Raw genomic sequence first — 22,568 nt, 5'->3', positions numbered from 1 at the left:
GGAGGATAAATTATGAACAAGCATAAAACACCTGGAACCTTTGAAGGGAGTGAAACCGAGCTATGTTAATTAGCCAATTCGCACTTGGAGTAGCTGAGGCAGGCGAAAAGCATTTTACTGCCGGCGACATCATTTTTCAGCTAGTTATCTTTTTAATCCTATTGGCATTGCTTAGAAAATTTGCGTTTGGTCCAGTGATGAATATCATGAAACAGCGCGAAACACATATAGCGGGCGAAATTGATGCTGCAGAGTCTAAGAATCTGGAAGCCCAGAAGCTTGTTGACGAACAGCGCGAATTGCTGAAACAGGCGCGCCTTGAAGCACAGGCACTTGTTGAAAACGCAAAGAAGCTTGGAGATCAGCAGAAGGAAGACATTATCAAAACGGCTCGTGCTGAAGGCGAGCGCATGAAAGAAGCAGCACTGAAAGAAATTCAGCAGGAAAGAGAGCACGCTGTTGCTGTCCTGCGCGAACAAGTTGCTTCCTTATCAGTTATGATTGCTTCCAAAGTTATTGAGAAAGAACTGAACGAAGAAGCACAGGAAAAACTGATCCGCGACTACATAAATGAAGCAGGCGATATGCGATGAGCAATGAAGTCGCAGCAAAGCGGTATGCTTCAGCCCTCTTTCAAATTGCATTGGAAAAGAACAGCCTTCAGGGGTTTGAAGAGGACTTAAGAGTAGTCAAACAGGTTTTTCGCGAAAATCCATCGCTCTCAGCTATGCTGAACCACCCGAAAATTCAGCCGGCTGAAAAGAAAAATTTGATCAGGACTGGTTTTGCAGCTGTTGAACCATCGATCTTGAACACTTTGTTCCTTTTGATCGACCGCCATCGCGCTGATGTGATCAGCCACATGGCAGACGAGTTTACCCGCCTTTCCAACCAAAGAAGCGGCACAGAAGACGGCATTGTCTATTCCGTCCGCATTCTTTCAAAAGAAGAGCTGGATGAATTGTCAAAAGCCTTTGCCAAAAAGATCGGCAAAGTATCCCTGCGCCTTGAAAATGTGATTGACCAAAACCTGATCGGCGGCGTGAAAATCCGCATCGGGAACCGTATTTATGACGGAAGCATCAGCGGCAAGCTGGAACGCATAGAACGAACACTTGTAAAAAGAACGTAGATAGGGGTGAAATTCATGAGCATCAAAGCAGAAGAAATTAGTGCGTTGATCAAAAAACAGATTGAATCATATCAGTCTGATATAGAAGTTAGCGATGTTGGTACAGTTATCCAGGTTGGTGACGGTATCGCTCGTGCTCATGGCCTCGACAATGTCATGGCTGGAGAGCTTGTTGAATTTTCAAACGGGGTTATGGGTATGGCTCAAAACCTTGAAGAAAGCAACGTTGGTATCGTAATCCTCGGACCTTACACAGAAATCCGCGAAGGTGACGAAGTTCGCCGCACAGGACGCATCATGGAAGTACCTGTTGGCGAAGCGCTTATCGGACGTGTTGTGAACTCTCTTGGACAGCCTGTAGACGGACTTGGCCCAATTGAAACAACTGTAACTCGTCCTATTGAAAGCCCTGCACCAGGCGTTATGGACCGTAAATCAGTACATGAACCGCTTCAGACAGGTATTAAAGCAATTGATGCCCTTGTGCCTATCGGCCGCGGACAGCGTGAATTGATCATCGGCGACCGCCAAACAGGTAAAACATCTGTTGCGATCGATGCGATCCTTAACCAAAGAGATCAGGATATGATCTGTATTTATGTCGCAATCGGACAAAAAGAATCTACTGTACGTAACGTAGTAGAAACACTGCGCAAAAACGGCGCACTTGACTATACAATTGTTGTAACAGCTTCGGCTTCCCAGCCGGCACCGCTATTGTTCCTTGCTCCTTATGCAGGGGTAACAATGGGTGAGCACTTCATGTACAATGGCAAGCATGTTCTTGTCGTATATGATGATCTTTCCAAACAGGCTGCTGCATACCGTGAGCTTTCCTTGCTCCTTCGCCGTCCTCCAGGCCGTGAAGCTTATCCTGGTGACGTATTCTACTTGCATTCCCGCCTTCTTGAGCGTGCTGCAAAATTGAGTGATGCAAAAGGTGCAGGATCTCTTACAGCACTTCCGTTCGTTGAAACGCAAGCTGGAGATATCTCTGCTTACATTCCGACAAACGTTATTTCCATCACTGACGGACAGATCTTCCTTCAGTCTGACTTGTTCTTCTCAGGTGTACGCCCTGCGATCAACGCAGGTTTATCAGTATCCCGTGTAGGAGGAAGCGCGCAGATTAAAGCGATGAAATCCGTAGCCGGTACTCTTCGTCTGGACCTTGCTTCTTATCGTGAGCTTGAAGCATTTGCCCAGTTCGGATCTGATCTAGATAAAGCAACACAGGCGAAGCTTAACCGCGGTGCCCGCACTGTTGAAGTATTGAAGCAGGATCTGAACAAGCCGCTTAGAGTTGAAAAACAAGTTGCTATTATTTATGCACTGACACGCGGATTCCTTGATGATATCCCTGTAGGCGACATTCGCCGTTTCGAGTCTGATCTTCATGTTTACCTTGATCAGAACCATGCTGACCTGATGGAGCACATCCGTACAAGCGGACGCCTTCCTGATGAAGAAGCATTAAACAATGCGATCAATGCCTTCAAAAAAACATTCGTAACATCTGATAACTAATTGGATCGGGAGAACCATCTCCCTTTCCTTTTCATGTAAATAGAACGGGATTTTAGAGAAAAGGTGGTGAGAATCTTTGGCATCTTTACGCGATATAAAATCAAGAATCACCTCAACTAAAAAGACGAGCCAGATTACTAAAGCGATGCAGATGGTATCAGCAGCCAAGCTGAACCGTGCAGAGAACAATGCAAAAGCATTTAATCCTTACATGGAAAAAATGCAGGAAGTCGTCAGTAACGTGGCGCAGGGAATCTCCGGGGTTACGCATCCTATGCTGGAATCCAGAACGGTGAAAAAGACCGGTTATGTTGTGATCACTTCTGACAGAGGGCTTGCTGGAGCATTTAACAGCAGTGTGCTCAGAACGGTTTACCAAACGATCCAAAAGCGCCACTCCTCAAAAGATGAGTATGAAATTGTGGCAGTCGGACGGATTGGACGCGATTTCTTCGCGAAACGCGGAAGCAGCATCATCTCCGAAGCGATCGGGCTTGGCGATGAAGTAAACTTTGCTGACATCAAGGCTCTTGCTTCAAAAGCAGTGACGCTGTTTGCGGATGAAAAGCTTGATGAACTGTATCTTTATTACAACCATTATGTCAGCGCGATTGAGCAGGTAGTTACTGAGAAAAAACTACTCCCGCTTACCGATCTTGAGGGCAGCGGCAGCCGTGTTGCGTATGAGTTTGAACCAGATCAGGAAGAAGTATTGAAAGTTCTTCTGCCTCAATATGCAGAAAGCTTGATTTACGGAGCATTGCTGGACAGTAAGGCATCTGAGCATGCTGCACGGATGACAGCGATGAAAAATGCAACAGACAATGCGAAAGAGCTTATTGACTCTCTTACGCTTTCATACAACCGTGCGCGTCAGGCTGCGATCACACAGGAAATTACCGAGATCGTCGGCGGAGCAGCGGCATTGGAATAAACTTTTTGAAATAGCCAGTAAGGAGGGAAAGCGATGATGAAAGGACGCGTTATTCAAGTAATGGGCCCGGTCGTTGACGTGAAATTCGAAAGCGGCCATCTGCCTGAAATTTACAACGCTCTTAAAATTCAACAAGCACCCGGAAAAGATCAGAGCGCATCTGTCGAGCTGACTTTGGAGGTTGCTCTTCACCTAGGTGATGATTCTGTACGTACAATTGCGATGGCATCAACGGATGGCCTTACTCGCGGAGCAGAGGTACTCGATACAGGTGCTCCAATTTCTGTACCTGTAGGTGACATTACACTGGGCCGTGTTTTCAACGTACTTGGTGAAAACATTGACCTAGACGAGCCTCTTCAGGGAGACATTCGCCGTGATCCGATTCACAGGCAGGCTCCAACTTTCGAACATCTTTCCACAGAAGTGGAAATCCTTGAAACAGGAATTAAGGTTGTTGACCTTCTCGCTCCTTATATCAAGGGCGGAAAAATCGGTCTTTTCGGCGGTGCGGGTGTAGGTAAAACCGTACTGATCCAGGAACTGATCAACAACATCGCTCAAGAGCACGGCGGTATCTCTGTATTCGCCGGTGTAGGCGAGCGTACACGTGAAGGTAATGACCTTTACTATGAAATGACAGACTCCGGCGTTATCAAGAAAACAGCCATGGTATTCGGACAAATGAACGAGCCGCCTGGCGCACGTATGCGTGTTGCTCTTACAGGCTTGACAATGGCTGAATATTTCCGTGATGATCAGTCTCAGGACGTATTGTTCTTCATGGATAATATTTTCCGCTTTACACAAGCAGGTTCTGAAGTATCTGCCCTTCTTGGCCGTATGCCATCAGCGGTTGGCTATCAGCCGACACTTGCTACTGAAATGGGTCAGCTTCAGGAACGCATTACATCTACAAATGTAGGTTCTGTAACATCAATCCAAGCGATTTATGTACCAGCCGATGACTATACGGATCCGGCTCCTGCTACAACATTCGCTCACTTGGATGCAACAACGAACCTTGAGCGTAAGCTTTCTGAAATGGGCATCTACCCAGCGGTTGATCCGCTTGCTTCAACTTCCCGCGCGCTTTCTCCTGAAATCGTCGGTGAAGAGCACTATGATATTGCCCGTTCTGTGCAGCAAACATTGCAGCGCTACAAAGAACTTCAGGATATCATTGCGATCCTTGGAATGGATGAGCTTTCTGATGAAGATAAATTGGTTGTTAACCGCGCACGCCGCATCCAATTCTTCCTGTCTCAGAACTTCCACGTTGCCGAGCAGTTCACAGGCCAAAAAGGTTCTTACGTGCCTGTTAAAGAAACGGTTAAAGGCTTCAAGGAAATTCTTGACGGCAAATATGACCACCTTCCAGAAGATGCATTCCGCCTAGTCGGCCGCATCGAAGAAGTGGTTGAAAATGCGAAGAAGATGGGCGTAGAAGTCTAATCTGGTCCTTAGGAGGGTAATTTATGAAGACAGTACCAGTCAATGTCGTTACTCCCGATGGCCCAGTTTACGAGGCACAAGTTGAAATGGTCAGCGTTAAAGCAAAGAGCGGAGAGCTCGGCGTTTTACCAGGCCACGTTCCAATGGTTGCTCCGCTTGAAATTGGAGCAGTCCGCCTTAAAAAGGATGGCGCCACGGAGCTTGTGGCTGTCAGCGGAGGCTTCATAGAAGTACGTCCGGATAACGTAACAATTTTGGCACAGGCAGCCGAAGCATCAGAAGAAATTGATCTCGAACGCGCCCGCGCAGCAAAAGACCGAGCAGAACGCCGTTTGAACGAAACTTCTGACAAAGTCGACTTCCACCGTGCTCAAGTCGCTCTGCGCAAAGCCATCAACCGCATTGATGTGCGTGAAGGCAGAGTATAAAGAAAACCCTCATGGCCCGTGCCATGGGGGTTTTTCATTAAGGTTCTCTATATTTTTGAGGGAACCCGCATATAAACGACCAAACCAGAATACGAAACCCGCAGCCCGCATGTAACGGCCTTAAGCTGCATACTACCAAAAAACCTGCATTTAAATTCTTTAAATCAGCAGATAAAAGTTGAAAAGCCGCAAATAAAAATCCCAAACCTGCATAAAAAAGTCTGAAACCCGCATATAAACCCTCTTTCAGCCATAATAAAACATTAGCAAGTGAACAAAAATCCGAAAAACAATGCTAAATCAGCTCTATTTTGCCGATTTTCCTCTCTAACTAGCGGAATTTCAAACCTTTTCAATAAAAAAAGAGCCCTTTAACAAGGACTCGTTCTATTTCAATTCAGCCCGCTTTTTCATTCTTAAGAACCGCTGATAAATCATCATTTGCAATTCATCTTTAGCTGCCAGGTAATGCTGTTCGAACAGGTTGCTGAAATAATCTGTAAAACGGCCTCTTCGAAGTCCCATTGCATATTTTTCTTCTGCATAGGGGTATTTGCTGACTACCCAGTCGGCGTTTTTTAAATGGCGAACGACAATTTCCCCAAAGTAAACCGACATGCAGCTTTCGAATTCTTCAAGAGTAAGCTGAAAATCAAATAATCCGTTTGTACGGAACAAATGAAAATAAAGAGATTCTAAGTTGATGAGGCTGTCAGGCTCAAAGTTCAGCTTCACATCAAAGTACCCTGCGATATCCAGCAGCAGATCAAGCTGGTCATTGCGGTAGTCATAATAAAAGGCAATGGCTGTGAACTCGTTAGGGAAATCAGGCAGATTTTTGCCGTATTCTTCACCTGTATGAGGCTGATTTTCCATTGTTATCCCTCCCATCATCAAACACGTTCGCTATACAGTATAACATGAAATACCCAAAAAATAGGAAATAACAGACATTTCCTAACAAAAGAAAAGTGTAGATATATAGGAAATTATTAGTTATTATGAAATGAAAAGGGTCAATTGTTGTCTTTTGTAAAAGGAGCTGGGTCGTTTGAATATATACTGGCTTGGAGCAGCACTGATTGCTGCAGCTGCCATACTGATAGGGTTAAACCTGACTTTTTCCTTAAAAATCAAATGGCATAGCAACCGTTTGAGAGACTGTGCAGATAACAGCACAGCTGCTTCTTTTTTAAAAGGCATTCCCTCCATTTGGTGGATCCCGAATAAACCCGAATTTTGGACGGCATTAAAAGAATCCTATTTTATCATCTATCATAACCCATCAATAGATTTTGACATCAAGCTGGATTTGTATCAGCTTTTGACTAAAAAGAGAGTGTATGGATTGAGAAAGCCCATTAGGCGAAAATCTATCCAGCTTCCTTCTTGAAAAAAGCCTTGCTTCGCGCAAGGCTTTTTTCTTTGGACCAGCCGATGCAGACATGAAAGGCCCGCATAAGCCATATAAATAAAAGAGCGCAGGTTGTCCTCAGCAAAATAGTGATATCGACATGAGCTGGGGTATTTTGGTATAATGATAGCGGTTACATTATTAGAATATTCAAAGTTTTGAAATAAAGGAGGGTACTATGAGTTCCATCAACAGCTATTTTAACAGCTACATGGTGGTCTTCATTTTTTTGCTGCTTGGCTTGCTTCTTCCGGTGATCGCTTTGTCAATGGGCCGTCTGCTCCGCCCGAATATGCCGAGCGAGGCAAAGAAAACAACCTATGAGAGCGGAATCGAACCGTTCCATGACTCACGCGTTCAGTTTAATGTCCGCTACTACATATTTGCCCTGCTGTTTGTTGTTTTTGATGTGGAAACCATCTTTATGTACCCTTGGGCGGTTGCATTCGATAAGCTCGGCATGCCGGCGCTGATTGAAATGCTGCTCTTCGTATTGATGCTCTTGATCGGCCTACTCTATGCTTGGAAAAAGAAGGTGCTGAAATGGACTTAAAAGTCTTGAATATTCCCGAAGAAGACATGCAGGAGCTGAGGCGGAATGTCTTCCTTTCCACATTGGAGCAGCTGAAAGCCTGGGCAAGGAGCAATTCGCTTTGGCCGCTGACATTCGGTCTTGCCTGCTGTGCCATTGAAATGATGGGAGCAGGAGCTTCGCATTATGACCTGGACCGCTTTGGCTCATTCTTCAGAACCTCTCCCCGCCAGTCTGATGTGATGATCGTTTCCGGAACGGTTACAAAGAAAATGGCACCGGTTCTCCGCCGTCTTTATGATCAAATGCCAGAGCCGAAATGGGTTATAGCGATGGGCTCCTGTGCAACAGCAGGGGGACCATACGTGAAATCTTATGCCGTCGTGAAAGGCGTGGATCAAATCGTCCCGGTGGATGTGTATATACCGGGTTGCCCTCCGAATCCAGCCGCTTTAATATACGGGATTAATAAATTAAAAGAAAAAATCAGATATGAAGCGAGGACTGGGAAGAAGGTGTACTGATGAGCGACACAAAAAGTCTGGAAGAATTAAAGAAAGAAGCAGCCCTTAAAGCAAAGGAAGAAGCCAAAAAGCGCCTTGCTGATAAAAGGGCAGCCGAACAATCGGCGGCTGAAACTCAAGTTCCCTCTGACATAAGCCTTGCCAAACAAAAAGCCGCTGCTGCAGCAAAAGCAAAGGCAGCCGCACTCGCCAAACAAAAGGCAAAAGAAACCGCAGCAGCCGGGCCTTCAGACGATCTAGCCAAACAAAAAGCCGCCGCTGCAGCAAAAGCAAAGGCAGCCGCACTCGCCAAACAAAAGGAAAAAGAAACCGCAGCAGCCGGGCCTTCAGACGATCTAGCCAAACAAAAAGCCGCCGCTGCAGCAAAAGCAAAGGCAGCTGCACTCGCCAAGCAAAAAGCAAAAGAAACCGCAGCAAACGACCCCACAGATGACCTGGCCAAGCAAAAAGCAGCCGCAGCCGCGAAAGCAAAAGCAGCTGCACTCGCCAAGCAAAAAGCAAAAGAAACCGCAGCAAACGACCCCACAGATGACCTGGCCAAGCAAAAAGCCGCCGCTGCAGCAAAAGCAAAAGCAGCCGCACTCGCCAAGCAAAAAGCAAAAGAAACCGCAGCAGCCGACTCCACAGATGACCTTGCCAAGCAAAAGGCAGCAGCTGCTGCAAAAGCAAAGGCAGCCGCACTTGCCAAAGCAAAATCCACAGAATCTCTTACGCCAGATGAACTGGCAAAGGAAAAGGCAAAAGCCATCGCAGCTGCAAAAGCAAAGGCAGCTGCTGCAGCGAAAGCAAAGGCGATCGCTCAAAAAGAGCCTGCAGCAGAAACGGAAGAGCTGCCATCCAAAAATCAGCCTGTTCTTGACCGTATTGTGGGCATTCTCTCAAAAGAATTGGGGGAGCAAACAATCAAAGAGTTCTATATTAATAGATTGTCGAAGGATATGCCGACTATTGTGACGCAAAGCTCAGAGTATTACCGTACGGCAGAGGTGCTGAGAAACCATCCAGAGCTCGCTTTTGATTTTTTGTCTGAGCTTCATGGAACAGATTATGAAACGCACATGGAGCTGTTTGTTCAGCTTTATTCCTACAGCACAGGCCTGTCTGTCGCTTTAAAGGCAGTACTCGACAGGGAGAATCCTGCTGTTCCTTCTTCTGTCCCTCTTTGGAAGGGAGCGGACTGGCCGGAAAGGGAAGCGTACGATTTGCTTGGGATTGCCTTTACCGGCCATCCGAACTTGAAAAGAATAATGCTGCCGGATGAGTGGGTCGGCCATCCGCTGAGGAAGGACTATGTGCCGTATGATGCGGAGGTGTGATCTATGATTCGAACAGAAGAGATGCTTTTGAACGTCGGTCCCCAGCATCCGAGCACACATGGTGTTTTCCGGCTTGTGATCAAGATTGACGGGGAGATCATTAAAGAGGCAGAGCCGGTGATCGGCTATCTGCACCGGGGGACGGAGAAGCTTGCGGAGGATCTGCAGTTTACCCAGATCATTCCTTACACAGACCGGATGGATTATTTGTCCGCTATGACGAACAATTATGTGATCTGCCATGCTGTTGAGACGATGGCAGGCATTGAAGTACCGGAGCGGGCAGAGTATTTAAGAATTCTAGCGATGGAGCTCGGCCGGGTCGCAAGCCACCTCGTCTGGTGGGGCACATACTTATTGGATATCGGGGCGGTGAGCCCGTTTTTGTATGCGTTCCGGGAACGCGAAATGATTATCAACCTGCTAACAGAGCTTTCAGGAGCAAGGCTGACCTTTAACTATATGAGAGTCGGCGGCGTTAAGTGGGATGCACCAGAAGGATGGATCCAGAAGGTGAAGGAATTTGTTCCTTATATGAGAGAGCAGCTGGTGGGATATCACAAACTCGTCTCTGGAAATGAAATCTTCCTGAAGCGGGTCATCGGCGTTGGACGCTATACAAAGGAAGAGGCAATTGCCTACTCTTTGAGCGGAGCGAATCTCAGATGCACAGGCGTTGATTGGGACCTTCGGAAAAATGAACCGTACTGCATTTACGACAGATTTGATTTTGATGTTCCGGTCCGGCATGAAGGAGATGCGATGGCCCGCTATGAATGCCGGATGGAGGAGATTGTCCAGTCGCTGAGAATCATTGAACAGGCAGCAGAGCAGTTTCCTGAAGGCGGAAGCATCATGGCGAAGGTGCCGAAAATCATTAAGCCTCCAAAAGGGGAGACCTATGTCAGAATTGAATCTCCGCGAGGGGAAATTGGCTGCTTTATCGCCTCCAACGGTAAAAAAGAGCCGTACCGGCTGAAGTTCCGCCGGCCGTCTTTTTACAACCTGCAGATTCTGCCGAAGCTTCTGGAAGGTGAAAATATGGCCAATTTAATTACCATTCTTGGTGCGATTGATATCGTTCTTGGGGAGGTGGATGGCTGATGGTGGAGCATCTGCTGAATGCGGAGCCGGGTTTTCAGGTGTTTTTCGCCTTTTTTCTCATGGCTGTTCTGTTTTTATTTGCCGTTTTAGGGTTTGTGACTTATGGGATTCTGGCCGAGCGGAAGGTTATGGGATTTATGCAGGGAAGGATCGGCCCGAACCAGGTTGGAGGGCGCTTCGGTCTTTTGCAGACTGTGGCAGACGTGCTGAAGCTGCTGTTAAAAGAAGACACCATCCCAAAGCTTGCAGATAAGCCGCTGTTTATCCTTGCGCCAGTTTTTGCATTTGTTCCTGCCTTTATGGTGCTCGCCGCGATTCCGTTTACAGATGCTTTCCAGTTTGCTGACATTGGGGTCGGCCTGCTTTACTACATTGCCATTTCAGGGCTGACGGTGATCGGCGTTGTGACAGGGGGCTGGGCATCCAATAATAAATATGCGCTGCTCGGCGGCATGCGGGCAGCTGCACAGATGATTTCCTACGAAGTGCCGCTTGTAATGTCTGTCATCGGAGTTGTGCTGATGACAGGAAGCTTGAATTTAAATGAAATTGTTCAGGCGCAGACTGGCATCTGGTTCATCTTCGCTCAGCCGATCGGATTTTTGATCTTTCTCACCGCATCAGTTGCTGAGCTGAACAGAACGCCGTTTGATCTGCCGGAAGCTGAATCTGAGCTTGTGGCAGGCTACCATGTCGAATACTCAGGCTTCCGATGGGCATTTTTTATGCTTTCCGAATATGTGTACTTTTTTGCGATGGCCGCTCTTACTACGGTGTTATTTCTAGGAGGCTGGCATCCGATTCCGTTTCTCGGGTTCATCCCCGGCGCTGTCTGGTTCTCGCTGAAATTCAGCGGTATCGTCTTTTTGCTGATTTGGTTCAGGGTGTCGCTGCCGAGGCTTCGGGCGGATCAGCTTATGGAATTCGGCTGGAAGGTTCTTCTGCCGGCAGCCCTTGTGAACATTTTCCTTACTGCTCTTATTAAAACACTATTCTAGAAAGGGGCCGATTCAATGAAGGGAATGGCGAATGGATTAGCCTATACCTTGAAAAACCTTTCCAAAAAGAAAGTGACCTATGATTATCCGAATGAAGCCCTTCCGCTGCCTGACCGGTTCCGCGGCATTCAGAAATTTTACCCGGAAAAATGCATTGTCTGCAATCAGTGCGTGAATATCTGCCCGACAGACTGCATCCATCTGACAGGAAAAAAACATCCCGATCCGGCGAAAAAGGGAAAAATCATTGAAACATACGATATCAATTTTGAAATTTGCATTTTGTGTGATTTATGCACAGAGGTATGCCCGACAGAAGCCATCGTGATGACAAACCATTTTGAACTTGCCGAGTTCAGCCGTGATCAGCTTTTTAAAGATATGGAATGGCTTGATGAAAACGATACGCATGTTAGGAAAGAAAATAAGGTGTCAGGATGACAGGTGAGTTTGCAGCATTTGTCGGTCTTGCACTGGTTGCGGTCACAGGCGGCGTCCTCATGCTCAATGTCACAAAGGTTGTCCATATGGTCGTGTCTCTTATTTTCACATTTGTCAGCATAGCCGGGCTGTATGTTCTCTTATCGGCTGAATTTATTGCCGCCGTTCAGGTTCTGATTTACTCCGGTGCCGTTACCATCATTATGCTGTTTGGCATTATGCTGACAAAGCACCAGGACGAGGAGGAAAAACCCGTTGGAAGATGGCGGAAGGTGCTGACTGGCGGCAGCATTGCCGTTTTTGCCTTTCTCGTTTACAAAGGTATTTACCAGCTTGATCTCGGACAGACGGCACAGGCTCCGCTTCATGTGAAGAATACAGAGCAGATCGGCATGGCTTTGTTCACAAAGCACCTGATTCCCTTTGAGCTCACATCTGTTCTTTTGCTCGCCGCTCTGATCGGGGCCATCGTTTTAGCGAAAAAAGAAGAGGAGGACAACTAAATGAACAGTGTCCCGCTCTCAGCCTACCTTGTTCTTGCTTTGATTTTATTCTGCATTGGATTATACGGAGCATTGACAAAGCGGAATTCGGTCATCGTTCTCATTTCCATTGAACTAATGCTGAATGCAGCCAATTTAAATCTTGTCGCCTTCAGCAAGTATGCGCAGCACCCATCTGTTACAGGCCAGATCTTTTCGCTCTTTACGATTACGATTGCGGCTGCAGAGGCGGCGGTTGGACTGGCTATCTTATTTGCCCTTTACCGGAACCGGAAATCCGTTAATATGGATGATTACAATACCATGAAACATTAGATCAGAAAAGGGGGCGTCAGGATGATGCCATTCGCTTGGGCCATACCGCTGTTTCCGCTGGCTTCCTTTTTATGTCTTCTTCTTTTCGGAAAAAGACTCGGGAACAGGAGTGCCGCTTTTGCTATAGGATTTTCTCTCCTGTCTTTTGTCCTGTCCATCACAGTGCTGATCGATTGCATCATGCATGGGGGATATAAAGCAGGATTTACTTGGCTTGATGCCGGCAGCATGAAGCTTTCAGCGGGATTGGCCATCAACCAGCTTAATGCTTTGATGCTGGCTGTTGTGTCGCTTGTGAGCCTGCTTGTTCATCTGTATTCAATGGAATACATGAAAGGTGACCAGCGGTACAGTGTTTTTTTCAGCTACCTCGGCTTGTTTTCTTTTGCCATGCTCGGGCTCGTCATGTCGCCGAATCTATTGCAGCTCTATCTCTTCTGGGAGCTTGTCGGGCTTGGTTCCTTTCTCTTGATCGGGTTTTACTTTTATAAGGAAGAAGCAAAAGCCGCAGCCAAAAAAGCGTTTATCATGACAAGGATCGGCGATGTTGGCCTTTTTATCGGCATGATCCTGCTTTTCTGGCAAACTGGGAGCTTTGAATGGAGTGTGATTTTTGAAAAGGCGGGGTCCATTCCGCCAGATCTGCTGACCGCGATCTGTATTCTTATTTTTATCGGAGCGATGGGGAAATCAGGGCAATTTCCGCTTCACACATGGCTTCCGGATGCAATGGAAGGGCCGACGCCTGTTTCAGCTCTGATCCATGCCGCCACAATGGTGGCAGCAGGGGTATATCTCGTTGCGGCAGCGTATCCTCTTTTTGAACTGAGCCCTGCTTCGCTTTCTGCAGTGGCAGCATTCGGCGGCTTTACAGCCATTTTCGCTGCAAGCATCGGGCTTGTGCAGACTGATATTAAACGGGTGCTTGCCTATTCAACCGTTTCCCAGCTCGGCTATATGATGCTTGCCCTTGGAGCCGGCAGCTATGAAGCAGGCGTTTTTCATCTTGTGACACATGCCTTTTTCAAAGCGCTTCTGTTCCTTGCAGCAGGGAGTGTCATTCATGCCGTACATACACAAAACATCCGTGAAATGGGAGGCTTATGGAAGAAGCTCCGCTTTACAGGACCTCTGTTTTTGATCGGTGCGCTTTCCATCAGCGGATTTCCTCTTCTTTCAGGGTTCTTTTCAAAGGATGAAATTCTCGCTGCAGCCTGGAACGGAAACCCCGGCTTTTTCTGGGTTGCGGTCGTCGCCGCTTTTTTCACTAGCTTCTATATGTTCCGGCTGTTCTTTCTCATCTTCACAGGTGAGGAGAAGGCTGCTGCATCACCGAAAGAGCCTGGGGCTGCCATGCTGCTGCCAATGCTGATTCTTGGAGTGCTCGCAGTCTTTGCAGGGTACATGAATACACCGTGGTTCGGCACCTTTTTATCTGACTGGCTGAACAGCGGGCATCCTGCTCATCATGATTCACCTGCCTGGATTATGATCCTAGCGTCGGCTGTTTCGCTCCTTGGCATTTTGCTTGCCTATTTGATGTACGGGAAGGGCTCCATCAGACGGGACTTTCTTTCATCTAGAATTCCAGGCATTCACAGAGTGCTGTATGACAAATATTACATGGATGACATTTACGGATTTACCTTTATAAAAGGGGTTCGCTTTTTTGCCGGGTTCCTGGAATTCTTTGACCGCTATTTGGTAGGAGGGGTGATGAAAGGCATTGCCGGTTTTATCTCAGCCCTTGGAAACCTCGGATCCCGCGTTCAATCAGGCAATGCACAGACTTATGCGGCAGCTGCGTTTGCAGGGCTTGCTGTCCTTCTGCTGATCTTCGCTGCCATTGGGGGGTATCTGCTATGAGCTCCATCATTTTATCTGCCCTTGTTTTCTCACCTGTTCTTGGAATTCTTTTTCTGATTTTCCTCCCAAAAGAGCAGGAGGCCTCCATCAAGCTGACAGGATTTTTTGCAACATTTCCGGCAGCCATCATTGCCATCATCCTTTTTGTGCAGTACATGCTCGGAACAGATCCGGCTGTTTTCGCGGAAAAGGCGAGATGGATGAGCTTCGGTCCTGTGAATCTATCAGGAGAAACACTATTTGCTGTTGATTATGAACTTGGAGCAGACGGCTTTTCGCTTGCCATGCTCCTCTTGACCGCCATACTGGCAGTGCTTTCCGCTGCTGCATCGTTCAAAATTCAGCACAGCATCAAAGGTTATTTTCTCCTCTTTTTGCTTCTGGAAATCGGCATGCTTGGCGTTTTCGCCTCTCAGAATATGATTCTGTTTTTTCTTTTCCTGGAAATCACGCTTGTTCCGATGTTTTTCCTGATCGGAAAATGGGGCTATGGGGAGAGAGAAAAGGCAGCTTACAGCTATCTGCTATACAATGGGGCAGGCTCAGCAGCCCTTTTAATTGTAACGGTTCTTCTGTTCTCGCTGACAGGCACTTCAAATATCGCGAAACTGCAGGAATTAATCAGCTCAAGCGGGGCCATGTCCTCCTCCATGCAGCTCGGACTCCTGCTTGCCCTGCTGTTTGCCTTCGGTGTTAAGCTGCCGGTGGTTCCGCTTCATTCCTGGATGCTGAAGGTGCATGTTGAAGCACCGCCGCCTGTTGTGATGCTTCATTCAGGTGTGCTGCTGAAAATCGGAGCCTATGGCCTCATTCGCCTTGGGCTAGGCATTTTTCCGGAGGCTTTTCACTCGATCGGATACATCCTCATCATTTTGGGGCTGGTCAATCTCTTTTATGGCGCTTTTCTCGCCTTGATTCAATACGAATTAAAGCGGATCCTAGCCTTTTCCAGTGTTTCACATATGGGGATAGTTCTGATTGGACTTGGGGCATTAAATGAAGCCGGGATTCAGGGAGCGATTTTTCAGTCGGTTTCTCACGGGTTTATTTCAGCTCTTCTGTTCTTTATGATCGGCATTCTTTACAGCAGATTCCAGACAACGGATATCAGAATGCTGAAGGGGCTTGCGAAGCCGATGCCGATCGCAGCAGGCTTTTTGATGGCAGCCTGCATGGCATCGCTCGGACTTCCCGGTTTGTCAGGCTTTATCAGCGAATTTCTGGCATTTCTCGGATTGTTTCATGTGCAGCCTGAGCTTGGAGCGATCGGTGCGCTGGGACTCATCCTGACAGCCGCTTATCTGCTCAGGGCACTGCTTTCCGTCAGCTTCGGAAAAGCGGAAAACAGCCTTCTCAAGGCAAAGGATTTAACGTGGCACGAAACCGTTCCAGTTCTCGTACTTATCCTATTTATTGCGGCAATCGGCGTCTATCCGAACCTGCTTGCCCTGCCGCTTCAAGTGCCGATTGAGACCATTCTGCAGGGAGCGGGGGGATAACCATGAGCATGAAAGCCTTCGTAAGCATTCATTGGCAGTACATGACACCGGAATTTATTATTGCAGGCACTATTTTACTGCTGGCAGTTCTCGATTTATTCATTAGGAGGAAAAACTGGCTCATCTGGATTGGACTCGCCGGAACGGCTGCAGCTGCTGTCAGTCTCGCAATCCTGTTTGGAGCCAAAAGCGTGAGTATCCTTTACGATACATTTGTGCTGGATGAGTTTGCAAAAATGTTCAAGCTGATTCTTCTTTCCGGCACCTTTCTCGTTCTGATCATGCTCTTTCAGGAGCGGGAAAAAGATATCCAGGCAAAAGGGGAATACATTTATCTCCTCCTCACAGCGCTGCTTGGAGGAATGATGGTCAGCTCAAGCAGGGACCTGATTACGCTGTTTGCAGGCCTTGAACTGCTGTCGATTGCTTCGTATATTCTTGCCGGGATGAAAAAGAAAAATCTTAAATCGAATGAAGCTGCAATGAAGTATTTAATAAACGGAGGAATTGCCTCAGCCATTACGCTGTTTGGCATGAGCTACCTGTACGGGCTGACAGGGACAACAAGCCTGACGGAAATGTTTCAGGTTCTAAAGACTTTGGAAAACCCCCAGATGCTGTACTTAATCGGCATTTCCTTTTTTCTTCTATTTACAGGCCTGGCGTTTAAAATTGCGTCCGTGCCGTTCCATATGTGGGCACCTGACGTATATGAAGGAGCGCCGGTACCGGCTGCCGCCTTTTTCAGCACGGTTTCAAAGACCGCGGGATTTATTCTGATCCTGAGGATTTTTCTGACTGTCTACACTTTTTTGCCGCAGGGAAAAGAAGTTCCATACCTGCTCTCCATGCAGGGAATACTTTCAGCCGTCGCAGCGGCAGCTATGATAATCGGCAATGTGACGGCGCTGAAACAGAAAAATGTCAAACGGATGCTTGCCTACTCATCGATCGCTCACGCAGGATATGTACTGACTGCTTTTGTTTCGTTTTCCCATCATTTTTACTTTGAGAGCATCTGGTTTTATCTTTTGTCCTACTTGTTTATGAACGTTGGGGCATTCTGCATTCTGCATATAGTGGAAAAGAACAGCGGGGATCTCAGTCTGTCTTCTTTTTCAGGGCTGTATAGAAGATCTCCGGCTGCTGCTGTCTGCATGGCGCTTTTTCTGCTCTCTCTTGCAGGCATTCCCGGAACAGCAGGCTTTATAGCAAAGCTCGGCATTTTAATGAGCGCGTTCAGCTCAGATGTTCCGATGATCATGCTTGCCTCGATTATGGTCGCCGCAACTGTTATCTCCTATGTTTATTATTTTGGGGTATTTACTCAAATGTTTTTCAAGCCTTCAGGGGAGAACAGAATGGTGAAAATCGGAGCATCCTCCATGACGGTCCTCGTTCTATGCGGTGTCCTCGTCATTGTGCTCGGACTTTTTCCAAATGCGGGGCTCAGTCTTTTTTATCTGATAAAGTAATTGTGCAGGAAAAGTTCAAAAATCCTTCAATTATTGTGCTGAAAAGTAAGAAAGTTTATAAAATGTTCCGATATAATAGGAGAGGTAAGAGCCTCTTCTATTTTGTTTGATAACATCTTTTTTTACGCACTCCGAGGGCTTCTTTCTGATTCCCTGTTTCCATTTTTCCGAAGGATGCAGTATGATGACGGGAAGAACTCTTAACATATAGCAGTCGCCATAAAATGGAGGTTATACATATGGATCAGTTTGGGCTCGGCCAGGGTGCATTGGTCGGTCTTATCTCACATCTTTTTTTTATTGCCGTCACATGGTGGGCTCTTCAGGCAGTGAATTTTGAGAAATTCATTAAAAAGAACAGGATTGTTCAGGCCCGGATCCTGCTGATTTTGCTGACGGTTGCCATTGCAGCGCTCGTGTCGAACTTTTTTATGGACTATTATGACTGGTCCCGGCAGCTACCGTCACTTTTTGGAGTTTAATTCTTAAAAGTTATGGGAATATGGATTGAGATGGGACAGGAATACTGTCTTACGGACAGGTACTTATACTTAAGCCGCACTGTTGAATATTGACGAGTATTCAATAGTATGGACGCTTCCGATCTGGTAACACTGTTACTAGGAGAGGAAGTGGACGAGAAATGAGAAACAAAGCTGCAGCCTTATTAACAATTGCTATTTTACTAGGTTTGGCCGGTATCGGAAAAATGGTTCATGCTGAGGCAAAAAAGCCCGTGATTGCCAGGATCGCAGAAGTAATGGCAAATCAGGGAGCAGAAATCAGCCAATGGACCCTGTATTCCAAAAAGCAGGAAAGCTTAGCGGGAAAAAATCCTTTGAAATATGTGCAACGTTTCACAGCGGAACAGCGTCTATTTCATTGGAGCTTTGATTACAAGGACAATTTTGTGAAAGCAATTGGTACCAGGTATAACAGCCAGATGAAAAGTTTTGAAAAGCTTCAGGTTATCAGTACCCTCACAAAAGGCAATTCCCAGGCGTATATCTTGTATCAGGCCCAAGGAAAGGGCGGGCGCCGGGACTGGAACAAAATCACTCAAGTTTTTGGACAGCAATCATTCGACATTTTAAAAGAAAAAACTGCAATTTTCTCTTGTATGAACGGTCAATTTGGTGATAAGATTGAAGGTGTTTTGCAGCTTAAAGCAGAAGCCCTGCTCCATGAGTTTAATGCGGTGCCGAGGGAAAAGGCGGAAGAAAAAGACTTTGTGTCTGTATCGGCCTTGACCAGCGAATGGGACTTGTCCATTCCTGCCAAAGAAGGCAAAATGAACATCCAGATCGCATTGAGAAACGCTGGAATAGGCGAAAAGCCTACGGTTGTGATAGGAACACCAATCATAACGACTGAATATTAATATAGAGAATTTGGGACGCGGAGGGGAAAACCTTGGAAAAAATCATCGTCCGCGGCGGTCAGAAGTTAAACGGTACCGTAAAGGTTGAAGGCGCAAAGAATGCCGTTTTGCCAGTTATCGCTGCATCCTTATTAGCAAGTGAAGAAAAAAGCATCATTTGTGATGTACCTACGCTCTCCGATGTATATACGATTAATGAAGTGCTGCGCCATCTTGGAGCAGACGTCCATTTTGAAGATAATCAAGTAATTGTAGATGCATCAAGAGAGTTGAATACAGAAGCGCCATTTGAATATGTTCGCAAAATGCGTGCCTCTGTACTGGTAATGGGACCGCTTCTTGCACGTACCGGCCATGCCCGGGTCGCCCTTCCAGGCGGATGTGCAATCGGCTCCCGTCCGATTGATCAGCATTTAAAAGGCTTTGAAGCAATGGGTGCCAACATTAAAGTCGGCAACGGCTTTATCGATGCCGAGGTTAACGGAAGACTTCGCGGTGCGAAAATCTACCTTGACTTCCCAAGTGTCGGTGCAACAGAAAACATTCTCATGGCTGCAGCATTGGCAGACGGTACAACTGTACTCGAAAACTGTGCAAAAGAGCCGGAGATTGTTGATTTAGCCAACTACATTAATTCTATGGGCGGTATCATCAGAGGTGCCGGAACTGGAACAATCCGCATCGAAGGTGTTGAGCGCCTGAAAGGCTCACGCCATAACATTATTCCTGACCGTATTGAAGCAGGAACCTTTATGGTGGCTGCAGCAATTACACAGGGCAATGTCCTTGTACAGGGAGCTGTGCCAGAGCATTTAACATCACTGGTTGCCAAGATGGAAGAAATGGGCGTCGAGATTATTGAAGAAGCAGACGGTCTGCGTGTAATTGGACCTGAAGTTTTGAAAGCTATCGACATTAAAACAATGCCTCACCCAGGATTTCCGACTGACATGCAATCCCAGATGATGTCACTCTTGCTTCGCGCACAGGGTACGAGCATGATTACCGAAACCGTATTTGAAAACCGCTTCATGCATGTGGAAGAATTCCGCCGCATGAACGGAGATATTAAAATCGAAGGCCGTTCTGTTATCATTAATGGTCCTGGATCACTGCAGGGCGCTGAAGTGGCAGCAACTGATCTTAGAGCAGGCGCTGCACTGATTCTTGCCGGCTTGACAGCTGAAGGCTACACAAGAGTAACGGAACTCAAGCACCTTGACAGAGGCTACGTGAATTTTCACGGCAAGCTTGCTGGTCTTGGAGCAGATATTGAACGCATCAGTGAAGCAGCACCGATTGAAGCAGCAGTATCTGACCTAAACGCATAATCAAATACAGTACTCATTACATTTTACTTTCAAGAAAGCCGAAGCCGAATGCGCTTCGGCTTTTTTTAATGCTCTTTACATGTATACGCAAAGTGAAAATGTAAATGCTTACATTAAATATCTATCAAATCTAGCAAACAGTCAATACGGAAATGAAAGGCATAACTGGTTGTCCAGTCCCATAAGAATAGAGAGAAGCAAAAAAGAATCTTGCAGGGGGATGACGATGAAATCCATGAAACCAGTACTATTCGTACTTGCGGGCATGTTTATTATCACTCTATTAATTCCAGCTATGCTCGTGGTGCCATTTGCAAACAAAACACAAGGGCATCTGACTGAACCAAAAAAGCCAGCGCATTCCACGCAAACAGCATCCGCTGATCCTTCTGTTATGGTTTCTGTTTACCGCACCAGCTCGAAGGCAGTGGAAAAGGTTCCATTGGAGGAATATGTCACAGGTGTAGTAGGCTCGGAAATGCCTCCGGAATTTAATGTGGAAGCATTAAAGGCCCAGTCACTGGCTGCAAGAACCTACATTGTTAAATATCTTCTGGCTGACACTCATCTGGCTGCACCGGAAAATGCAGCTGTCACAGATACTCCAAGTCATCAGGTGTACCATAATAAAGAAGAACTGAAAAAGTTATGGGGCCCTGATTACAACTGGAAAATAAAGAAGGTCCAAGAAGCAGTCCAGTCAACAAAGGGAGAAATTCTCACATATGACAACAAGCCGATTAATGCCCAGTTCTTTTCTACAAGCAACGGATACACTGAAAACTCTGAAGCGGTCTGGTCCAACTCCTTCCCTTACTTAAAAAGTGTGAGCAGCTCGTGGGATAAAGAATCCCCTAAATACCACAGCCAGAAGATTTTCTCTGTAAAAGAGTTCGAACAGCTTCTTGGTGTGAAAATTCAAGGAAGCTCCATCGGGACCATTCTAGAACGCACACCTGGCAAACGCGTTGCCTCTGTCAGCTTTAATGGCAAAAAATTGTCCGGAACGGATATTCGGCATAAGCTCGACTTAAGATCGGCAGACTTCAGCTGGGAGCGAAAAGGAAACAACATTATCATCAACACGATCGGTTACGGCCATGGAGTGGGGATGAGCCAGTACGGAGCTAACTACCTCGCTGAAAAAGGAAAAAAATGCAACGACATTATTGCCTATTATTACAAAGGAGTCAGCGTCGCCTCTGACGAAAACTATATGCCTACCTTAACAGCTAAATATTAACAGGGCAAACCGGCAGAAGCCGGTTTTTCTTCTGCTTCTATGCTTAAAAAGAATTTTCCACTATACAAATATTCCTTTTTAATATGCTAAAATTAAAGAAGAGCCTCAATATCTTTTTCCATATCAAGAGGATCTGTCGTTGCTTCAAAACGCTTTACAACATGGCCGTTTCTATCAATCAGAAACTTGGTAAAGTTCCATTTAATAGAATCACCAACCATATATTCCGGATGCTTATCATTAATCAAAGGAATCAAGAGCTTGGATACCGGGTGGAAAGGATTGAATCCTTCAAATGGCAGCTGGTTCGCCAAGTAATCAAACAGCGGATGCACGCCCTCATCTCTGACTCTTGTTTTTTGAAACATTGGGAAAGAAACACCGTACCTCAGCTCGCAAAACTGCTGAATGCCCGCATTGTCCAGCGGCTCCTGACCATCAAACTGATCGCATGGAAAACCAAGCAGCACAAGCCCTTTATCCTTATACCTGTCATAAAGCCGCTGAAGATCCTCGTACTGAAATGTAAAGCCGCACTGGCTTGCTGTGTTAACGATCAGCACAACTTTCCCGCTGTACTCCTCAAGGGAGATTTCCCTGCCATTCATCGCTGCCGCCTTAAAAGAATATACGCTCATCAAATACCGCCCCTTAGTTAAAAAGTAGTAGTTCTAAAGTATTAAACTCATTATATCTCAATGAAACTGGATTTCCACTAAAAACTCTTTGGAAGGAGACAGCCGTATGAGCAGAAGCATTGAATTCAAAAAAGAAGAATGTGTACTGAACTTATCAGGTCCCGCAGCCCTTTTCTCCCTTAAAAGAAAAGTCCGCATGCCATATAAGGAGATTAAAAGCGTGTTTGTCGACACCTTTGATCCGCCTTTCTGGATGCTGAGGCTTCCCGGCACAGCGATTGCCCCGCTTTATATTTATGAAGGCAGCTACCTGTACAGAAACGAATGGTATTTTCTTTCCTTTGAACGGCGAATTCCTCTTTTTATGGTAGAGTTTGCGGGGAAAAGCAAATACAAATACCTCGTTGTTCAGCTGGAAAACCCTAAGGAAACAGCTGCTGAGCTTAGGAGAAGGATTCAGAAGTATGAAGAAGAAAACGGTGTTTCTTAATGGCAAAATATGTTAGTATCGG

Annotated in this window: 25 protein-coding genes; 23 read left to right on the top strand and 2 right to left on the bottom strand. The window is 46.5% G+C overall.

Translation table 11 applies throughout. From position 1 onward, the window contains the following. Positions 1 to 62: 62 nt before the first annotated feature. The 6 genes from atpF to LRR81_RS10440 all read left to right on the top strand — a co-directional run bounded on the left by atpF (position 63) and on the right by LRR81_RS10440 (position 5,476). Positions 63 to 593, top strand: a complete 531-nt coding sequence (gene atpF, locus LRR81_RS10465; RefSeq protein ID WP_231789313.1) for a F0F1 ATP synthase subunit B — start codon at positions 63 to 65, stop codon at positions 591 to 593. Then, positions 590 to 1,132 carry a F0F1 ATP synthase subunit delta gene (locus LRR81_RS10460; protein WP_231789312.1) on the top strand — a complete coding sequence of 181 codons (543 nt, stop codon included), beginning with the start codon at positions 590 to 592 and terminating at the stop codon, positions 1,130 to 1,132. Before atpF ends, LRR81_RS10460 begins: the two co-directional genes overlap by 4 nt. A 15-nt stretch (positions 1,133 to 1,147) precedes the next feature. Next, a complete protein-coding gene (atpA, locus tag LRR81_RS10455; protein ID WP_231789311.1) occupies positions 1,148 to 2,659 on the top strand; it encodes a F0F1 ATP synthase subunit alpha in 1,512 nt (503 codons plus the stop codon). A gap of 76 nt (positions 2,660 to 2,735) precedes the next feature. Continuing rightward, positions 2,736 to 3,593, top strand: coding sequence for an ATP synthase F1 subunit gamma (atpG, locus tag LRR81_RS10450; RefSeq protein WP_231789310.1), 858 nt, complete (start codon positions 2,736 to 2,738; stop codon positions 3,591 to 3,593). A gap of 33 nt (positions 3,594 to 3,626) precedes the next feature. Continuing rightward, entirely contained in the window at positions 3,627 to 5,048 is a 1,422-nt protein-coding gene (atpD, locus tag LRR81_RS10445; protein WP_231789309.1) for a F0F1 ATP synthase subunit beta, read from the top strand. Positions 5,049 to 5,071: 23 nt separating this feature from the next. After that, complete coding sequence (locus LRR81_RS10440) at positions 5,072 to 5,476, top strand: F0F1 ATP synthase subunit epsilon (protein WP_231789308.1); 405 nt, start codon at positions 5,072 to 5,074, stop codon at positions 5,474 to 5,476. A gap of 387 nt (positions 5,477 to 5,863) precedes the next feature. On the opposite strand, the gene LRR81_RS10435 is transcribed toward LRR81_RS10440, so the two are convergent. Beyond that, complete coding sequence (locus LRR81_RS10435) at positions 5,864 to 6,352, bottom strand: hypothetical protein (protein WP_231789307.1); 489 nt, start codon at positions 6,350 to 6,352, stop codon at positions 5,864 to 5,866. A gap of 175 nt (positions 6,353 to 6,527) precedes the next feature. Here LRR81_RS10435 and LRR81_RS10430 point away from each other — a divergent pair, with 175 nt between their 5' ends. The 16 genes from LRR81_RS10430 to spoIID all read left to right on the top strand — a co-directional run bounded on the left by LRR81_RS10430 (position 6,528) and on the right by spoIID (position 21,418). Next, positions 6,528 to 6,869: a hypothetical protein gene (locus tag LRR81_RS10430; RefSeq protein WP_231789306.1), complete on the top strand. Its 342-nt coding sequence runs from the start codon at positions 6,528 to 6,530 to the stop codon at positions 6,867 to 6,869. A gap of 199 nt (positions 6,870 to 7,068) precedes the next feature. Further along, positions 7,069 to 7,443 (top strand): NADH-quinone oxidoreductase subunit A, encoded by a 375-nt coding sequence (locus LRR81_RS10425; RefSeq protein ID WP_231789305.1) that lies wholly within the window; start codon positions 7,069 to 7,071, stop codon positions 7,441 to 7,443. Then, on the top strand, positions 7,434 to 7,946 hold the full coding sequence (locus LRR81_RS10420; protein WP_231789304.1) for a NuoB/complex I 20 kDa subunit family protein: 513 nt from the start codon (positions 7,434 to 7,436) through the stop codon (positions 7,944 to 7,946). Before LRR81_RS10425 ends, LRR81_RS10420 begins: the two co-directional genes overlap by 10 nt. After that, positions 7,946 to 9,262: an NADH-quinone oxidoreductase subunit C gene (locus LRR81_RS10415; RefSeq protein ID WP_231789303.1), complete on the top strand. Its 1,317-nt coding sequence runs from the start codon at positions 7,946 to 7,948 to the stop codon at positions 9,260 to 9,262. Before LRR81_RS10420 ends, LRR81_RS10415 begins: the two co-directional genes overlap by 1 nt. Positions 9,263 to 9,265: 3 nt before the next feature. After that, positions 9,266 to 10,366 (top strand): NADH-quinone oxidoreductase subunit D, encoded by a 1,101-nt coding sequence (locus tag LRR81_RS10410; protein ID WP_231789302.1) that lies wholly within the window; start codon positions 9,266 to 9,268, stop codon positions 10,364 to 10,366. Beyond that, on the top strand, positions 10,366 to 11,364 hold the full coding sequence (nuoH, locus tag LRR81_RS10405) for an NADH-quinone oxidoreductase subunit NuoH (protein ID WP_231789301.1): 999 nt from the start codon (positions 10,366 to 10,368) through the stop codon (positions 11,362 to 11,364). The genes LRR81_RS10410 and nuoH overlap by 1 nt, the downstream gene beginning before the upstream one ends. A 15-nt stretch (positions 11,365 to 11,379) precedes the next feature. Beyond that, positions 11,380 to 11,805 carry an NADH-quinone oxidoreductase subunit NuoI gene (gene nuoI, locus LRR81_RS10400; RefSeq protein WP_231789300.1) on the top strand — a complete coding sequence of 142 codons (426 nt, stop codon included), beginning with the start codon at positions 11,380 to 11,382 and terminating at the stop codon, positions 11,803 to 11,805. Next, positions 11,802 to 12,308 (top strand): NADH-quinone oxidoreductase subunit J, encoded by a 507-nt coding sequence (locus tag LRR81_RS10395; RefSeq protein WP_231789299.1) that lies wholly within the window; start codon positions 11,802 to 11,804, stop codon positions 12,306 to 12,308. Before nuoI ends, LRR81_RS10395 begins: the two co-directional genes overlap by 4 nt. Continuing rightward, positions 12,309 to 12,623, top strand: a complete 315-nt coding sequence (gene nuoK, locus LRR81_RS10390; protein WP_231789298.1) for an NADH-quinone oxidoreductase subunit NuoK — start codon at positions 12,309 to 12,311, stop codon at positions 12,621 to 12,623. Positions 12,624 to 12,644: 21 nt separating this feature from the next. Further along, positions 12,645 to 14,489: an NADH-quinone oxidoreductase subunit L gene (gene nuoL, locus LRR81_RS10385; protein WP_231789297.1), complete on the top strand. Its 1,845-nt coding sequence runs from the start codon at positions 12,645 to 12,647 to the stop codon at positions 14,487 to 14,489. Then, positions 14,486 to 15,988: a complex I subunit 4 family protein gene (locus LRR81_RS10380; RefSeq protein WP_231789296.1), complete on the top strand. Its 1,503-nt coding sequence runs from the start codon at positions 14,486 to 14,488 to the stop codon at positions 15,986 to 15,988. Before nuoL ends, LRR81_RS10380 begins: the two co-directional genes overlap by 4 nt. Before the next feature lie 2 nt (positions 15,989 to 15,990). Next, entirely contained in the window at positions 15,991 to 17,463 is a 1,473-nt protein-coding gene (locus LRR81_RS10375) for an NADH-quinone oxidoreductase subunit N (protein ID WP_231789295.1), read from the top strand. 239 nt (positions 17,464 to 17,702) lie between these two features. Next, positions 17,703 to 17,945 (top strand): DUF1146 family protein, encoded by a 243-nt coding sequence (locus tag LRR81_RS10370; protein WP_231789294.1) that lies wholly within the window; start codon positions 17,703 to 17,705, stop codon positions 17,943 to 17,945. A gap of 161 nt (positions 17,946 to 18,106) precedes the next feature. Beyond that, entirely contained in the window at positions 18,107 to 18,844 is a 738-nt protein-coding gene (locus LRR81_RS10365; RefSeq protein ID WP_231789293.1) for a YwmB family TATA-box binding protein, read from the top strand. Between the two features lie 32 nt (positions 18,845 to 18,876). Then, positions 18,877 to 20,175 (top strand): UDP-N-acetylglucosamine 1-carboxyvinyltransferase, encoded by a 1,299-nt coding sequence (murA, locus tag LRR81_RS10360; protein ID WP_231789292.1) that lies wholly within the window; start codon positions 18,877 to 18,879, stop codon positions 20,173 to 20,175. A 226-nt stretch (positions 20,176 to 20,401) separates the two neighbouring features. Further along, positions 20,402 to 21,418: a stage II sporulation protein D gene (gene spoIID / locus LRR81_RS10355; protein WP_231789291.1), complete on the top strand. Its 1,017-nt coding sequence runs from the start codon at positions 20,402 to 20,404 to the stop codon at positions 21,416 to 21,418. A 92-nt stretch (positions 21,419 to 21,510) separates the two neighbouring features. On the opposite strand, the gene LRR81_RS10350 is transcribed toward spoIID, so the two are convergent. Next, a complete protein-coding gene (locus LRR81_RS10350; RefSeq protein ID WP_231789290.1) occupies positions 21,511 to 22,056 on the bottom strand; it encodes a glutathione peroxidase in 546 nt (181 codons plus the stop codon). A gap of 106 nt (positions 22,057 to 22,162) precedes the next feature. Here LRR81_RS10350 and LRR81_RS10345 point away from each other — a divergent pair, with 106 nt between their 5' ends. Next, complete coding sequence (locus LRR81_RS10345; RefSeq protein ID WP_231789289.1) at positions 22,163 to 22,546, top strand: hypothetical protein; 384 nt, start codon at positions 22,163 to 22,165, stop codon at positions 22,544 to 22,546. Positions 22,547 to 22,568 lie beyond the last annotated feature (22 nt).

Origin of the sequence: Metabacillus kandeliae (assembly GCF_021166585.1) — a bacterium.
GTDB lineage: Bacteria > Bacillota > Bacilli > Bacillales > Bacillaceae > Metabacillus_B > Metabacillus_B kandeliae.
This window is presented reverse-complemented; position numbering and strand designations above follow the sequence as displayed.

Coding starts and splice junctions, on each gene's coding strand:
- atpF (WP_231789313.1), top strand. CDS start 63: ATGTTAATTAGCCAATTCGCACTTGGAGTAGCTGAGGCAGGCGAAAAG.
- LRR81_RS10460 (WP_231789312.1), top strand. CDS start 590: ATGAGCAATGAAGTCGCAGCAAAGCGGTATGCTTCAGCCCTCTTTCAA.
- atpA (WP_231789311.1), top strand. CDS start 1,148: ATGAGCATCAAAGCAGAAGAAATTAGTGCGTTGATCAAAAAACAGATT.
- atpD (WP_231789309.1), top strand. CDS start 3,627: ATGATGAAAGGACGCGTTATTCAAGTAATGGGCCCGGTCGTTGACGTG.
- LRR81_RS10440 (WP_231789308.1), top strand. CDS start 5,072: ATGAAGACAGTACCAGTCAATGTCGTTACTCCCGATGGCCCAGTTTAC.
- LRR81_RS10435 (WP_231789307.1), bottom strand. CDS start 6,352: ATGGAAAATCAGCCTCATACAGGTGAAGAATACGGCAAAAATCTGCCT.
- LRR81_RS10425 (WP_231789305.1), top strand. CDS start 7,069: ATGAGTTCCATCAACAGCTATTTTAACAGCTACATGGTGGTCTTCATT.
- LRR81_RS10420 (WP_231789304.1), top strand. CDS start 7,434: ATGGACTTAAAAGTCTTGAATATTCCCGAAGAAGACATGCAGGAGCTG.
- LRR81_RS10415 (WP_231789303.1), top strand. CDS start 7,946: ATGAGCGACACAAAAAGTCTGGAAGAATTAAAGAAAGAAGCAGCCCTT.
- LRR81_RS10410 (WP_231789302.1), top strand. CDS start 9,266: ATGATTCGAACAGAAGAGATGCTTTTGAACGTCGGTCCCCAGCATCCG.
- nuoH (WP_231789301.1), top strand. CDS start 10,366: ATGGTGGAGCATCTGCTGAATGCGGAGCCGGGTTTTCAGGTGTTTTTC.
- nuoI (WP_231789300.1), top strand. CDS start 11,380: ATGAAGGGAATGGCGAATGGATTAGCCTATACCTTGAAAAACCTTTCC.
- LRR81_RS10395 (WP_231789299.1), top strand. CDS start 11,802: ATGACAGGTGAGTTTGCAGCATTTGTCGGTCTTGCACTGGTTGCGGTC.
- nuoK (WP_231789298.1), top strand. CDS start 12,309: ATGAACAGTGTCCCGCTCTCAGCCTACCTTGTTCTTGCTTTGATTTTA.
- nuoL (WP_231789297.1), top strand. CDS start 12,645: ATGATGCCATTCGCTTGGGCCATACCGCTGTTTCCGCTGGCTTCCTTT.
- LRR81_RS10380 (WP_231789296.1), top strand. CDS start 14,486: ATGAGCTCCATCATTTTATCTGCCCTTGTTTTCTCACCTGTTCTTGGA.
- LRR81_RS10375 (WP_231789295.1), top strand. CDS start 15,991: ATGAGCATGAAAGCCTTCGTAAGCATTCATTGGCAGTACATGACACCG.
- LRR81_RS10370 (WP_231789294.1), top strand. CDS start 17,703: ATGGATCAGTTTGGGCTCGGCCAGGGTGCATTGGTCGGTCTTATCTCA.
- LRR81_RS10365 (WP_231789293.1), top strand. CDS start 18,107: ATGAGAAACAAAGCTGCAGCCTTATTAACAATTGCTATTTTACTAGGT.
- spoIID (WP_231789291.1), top strand. CDS start 20,402: ATGAAATCCATGAAACCAGTACTATTCGTACTTGCGGGCATGTTTATT.
- LRR81_RS10350 (WP_231789290.1), bottom strand. CDS start 22,056: ATGAGCGTATATTCTTTTAAGGCGGCAGCGATGAATGGCAGGGAAATC.
- LRR81_RS10345 (WP_231789289.1), top strand. CDS start 22,163: ATGAGCAGAAGCATTGAATTCAAAAAAGAAGAATGTGTACTGAACTTA.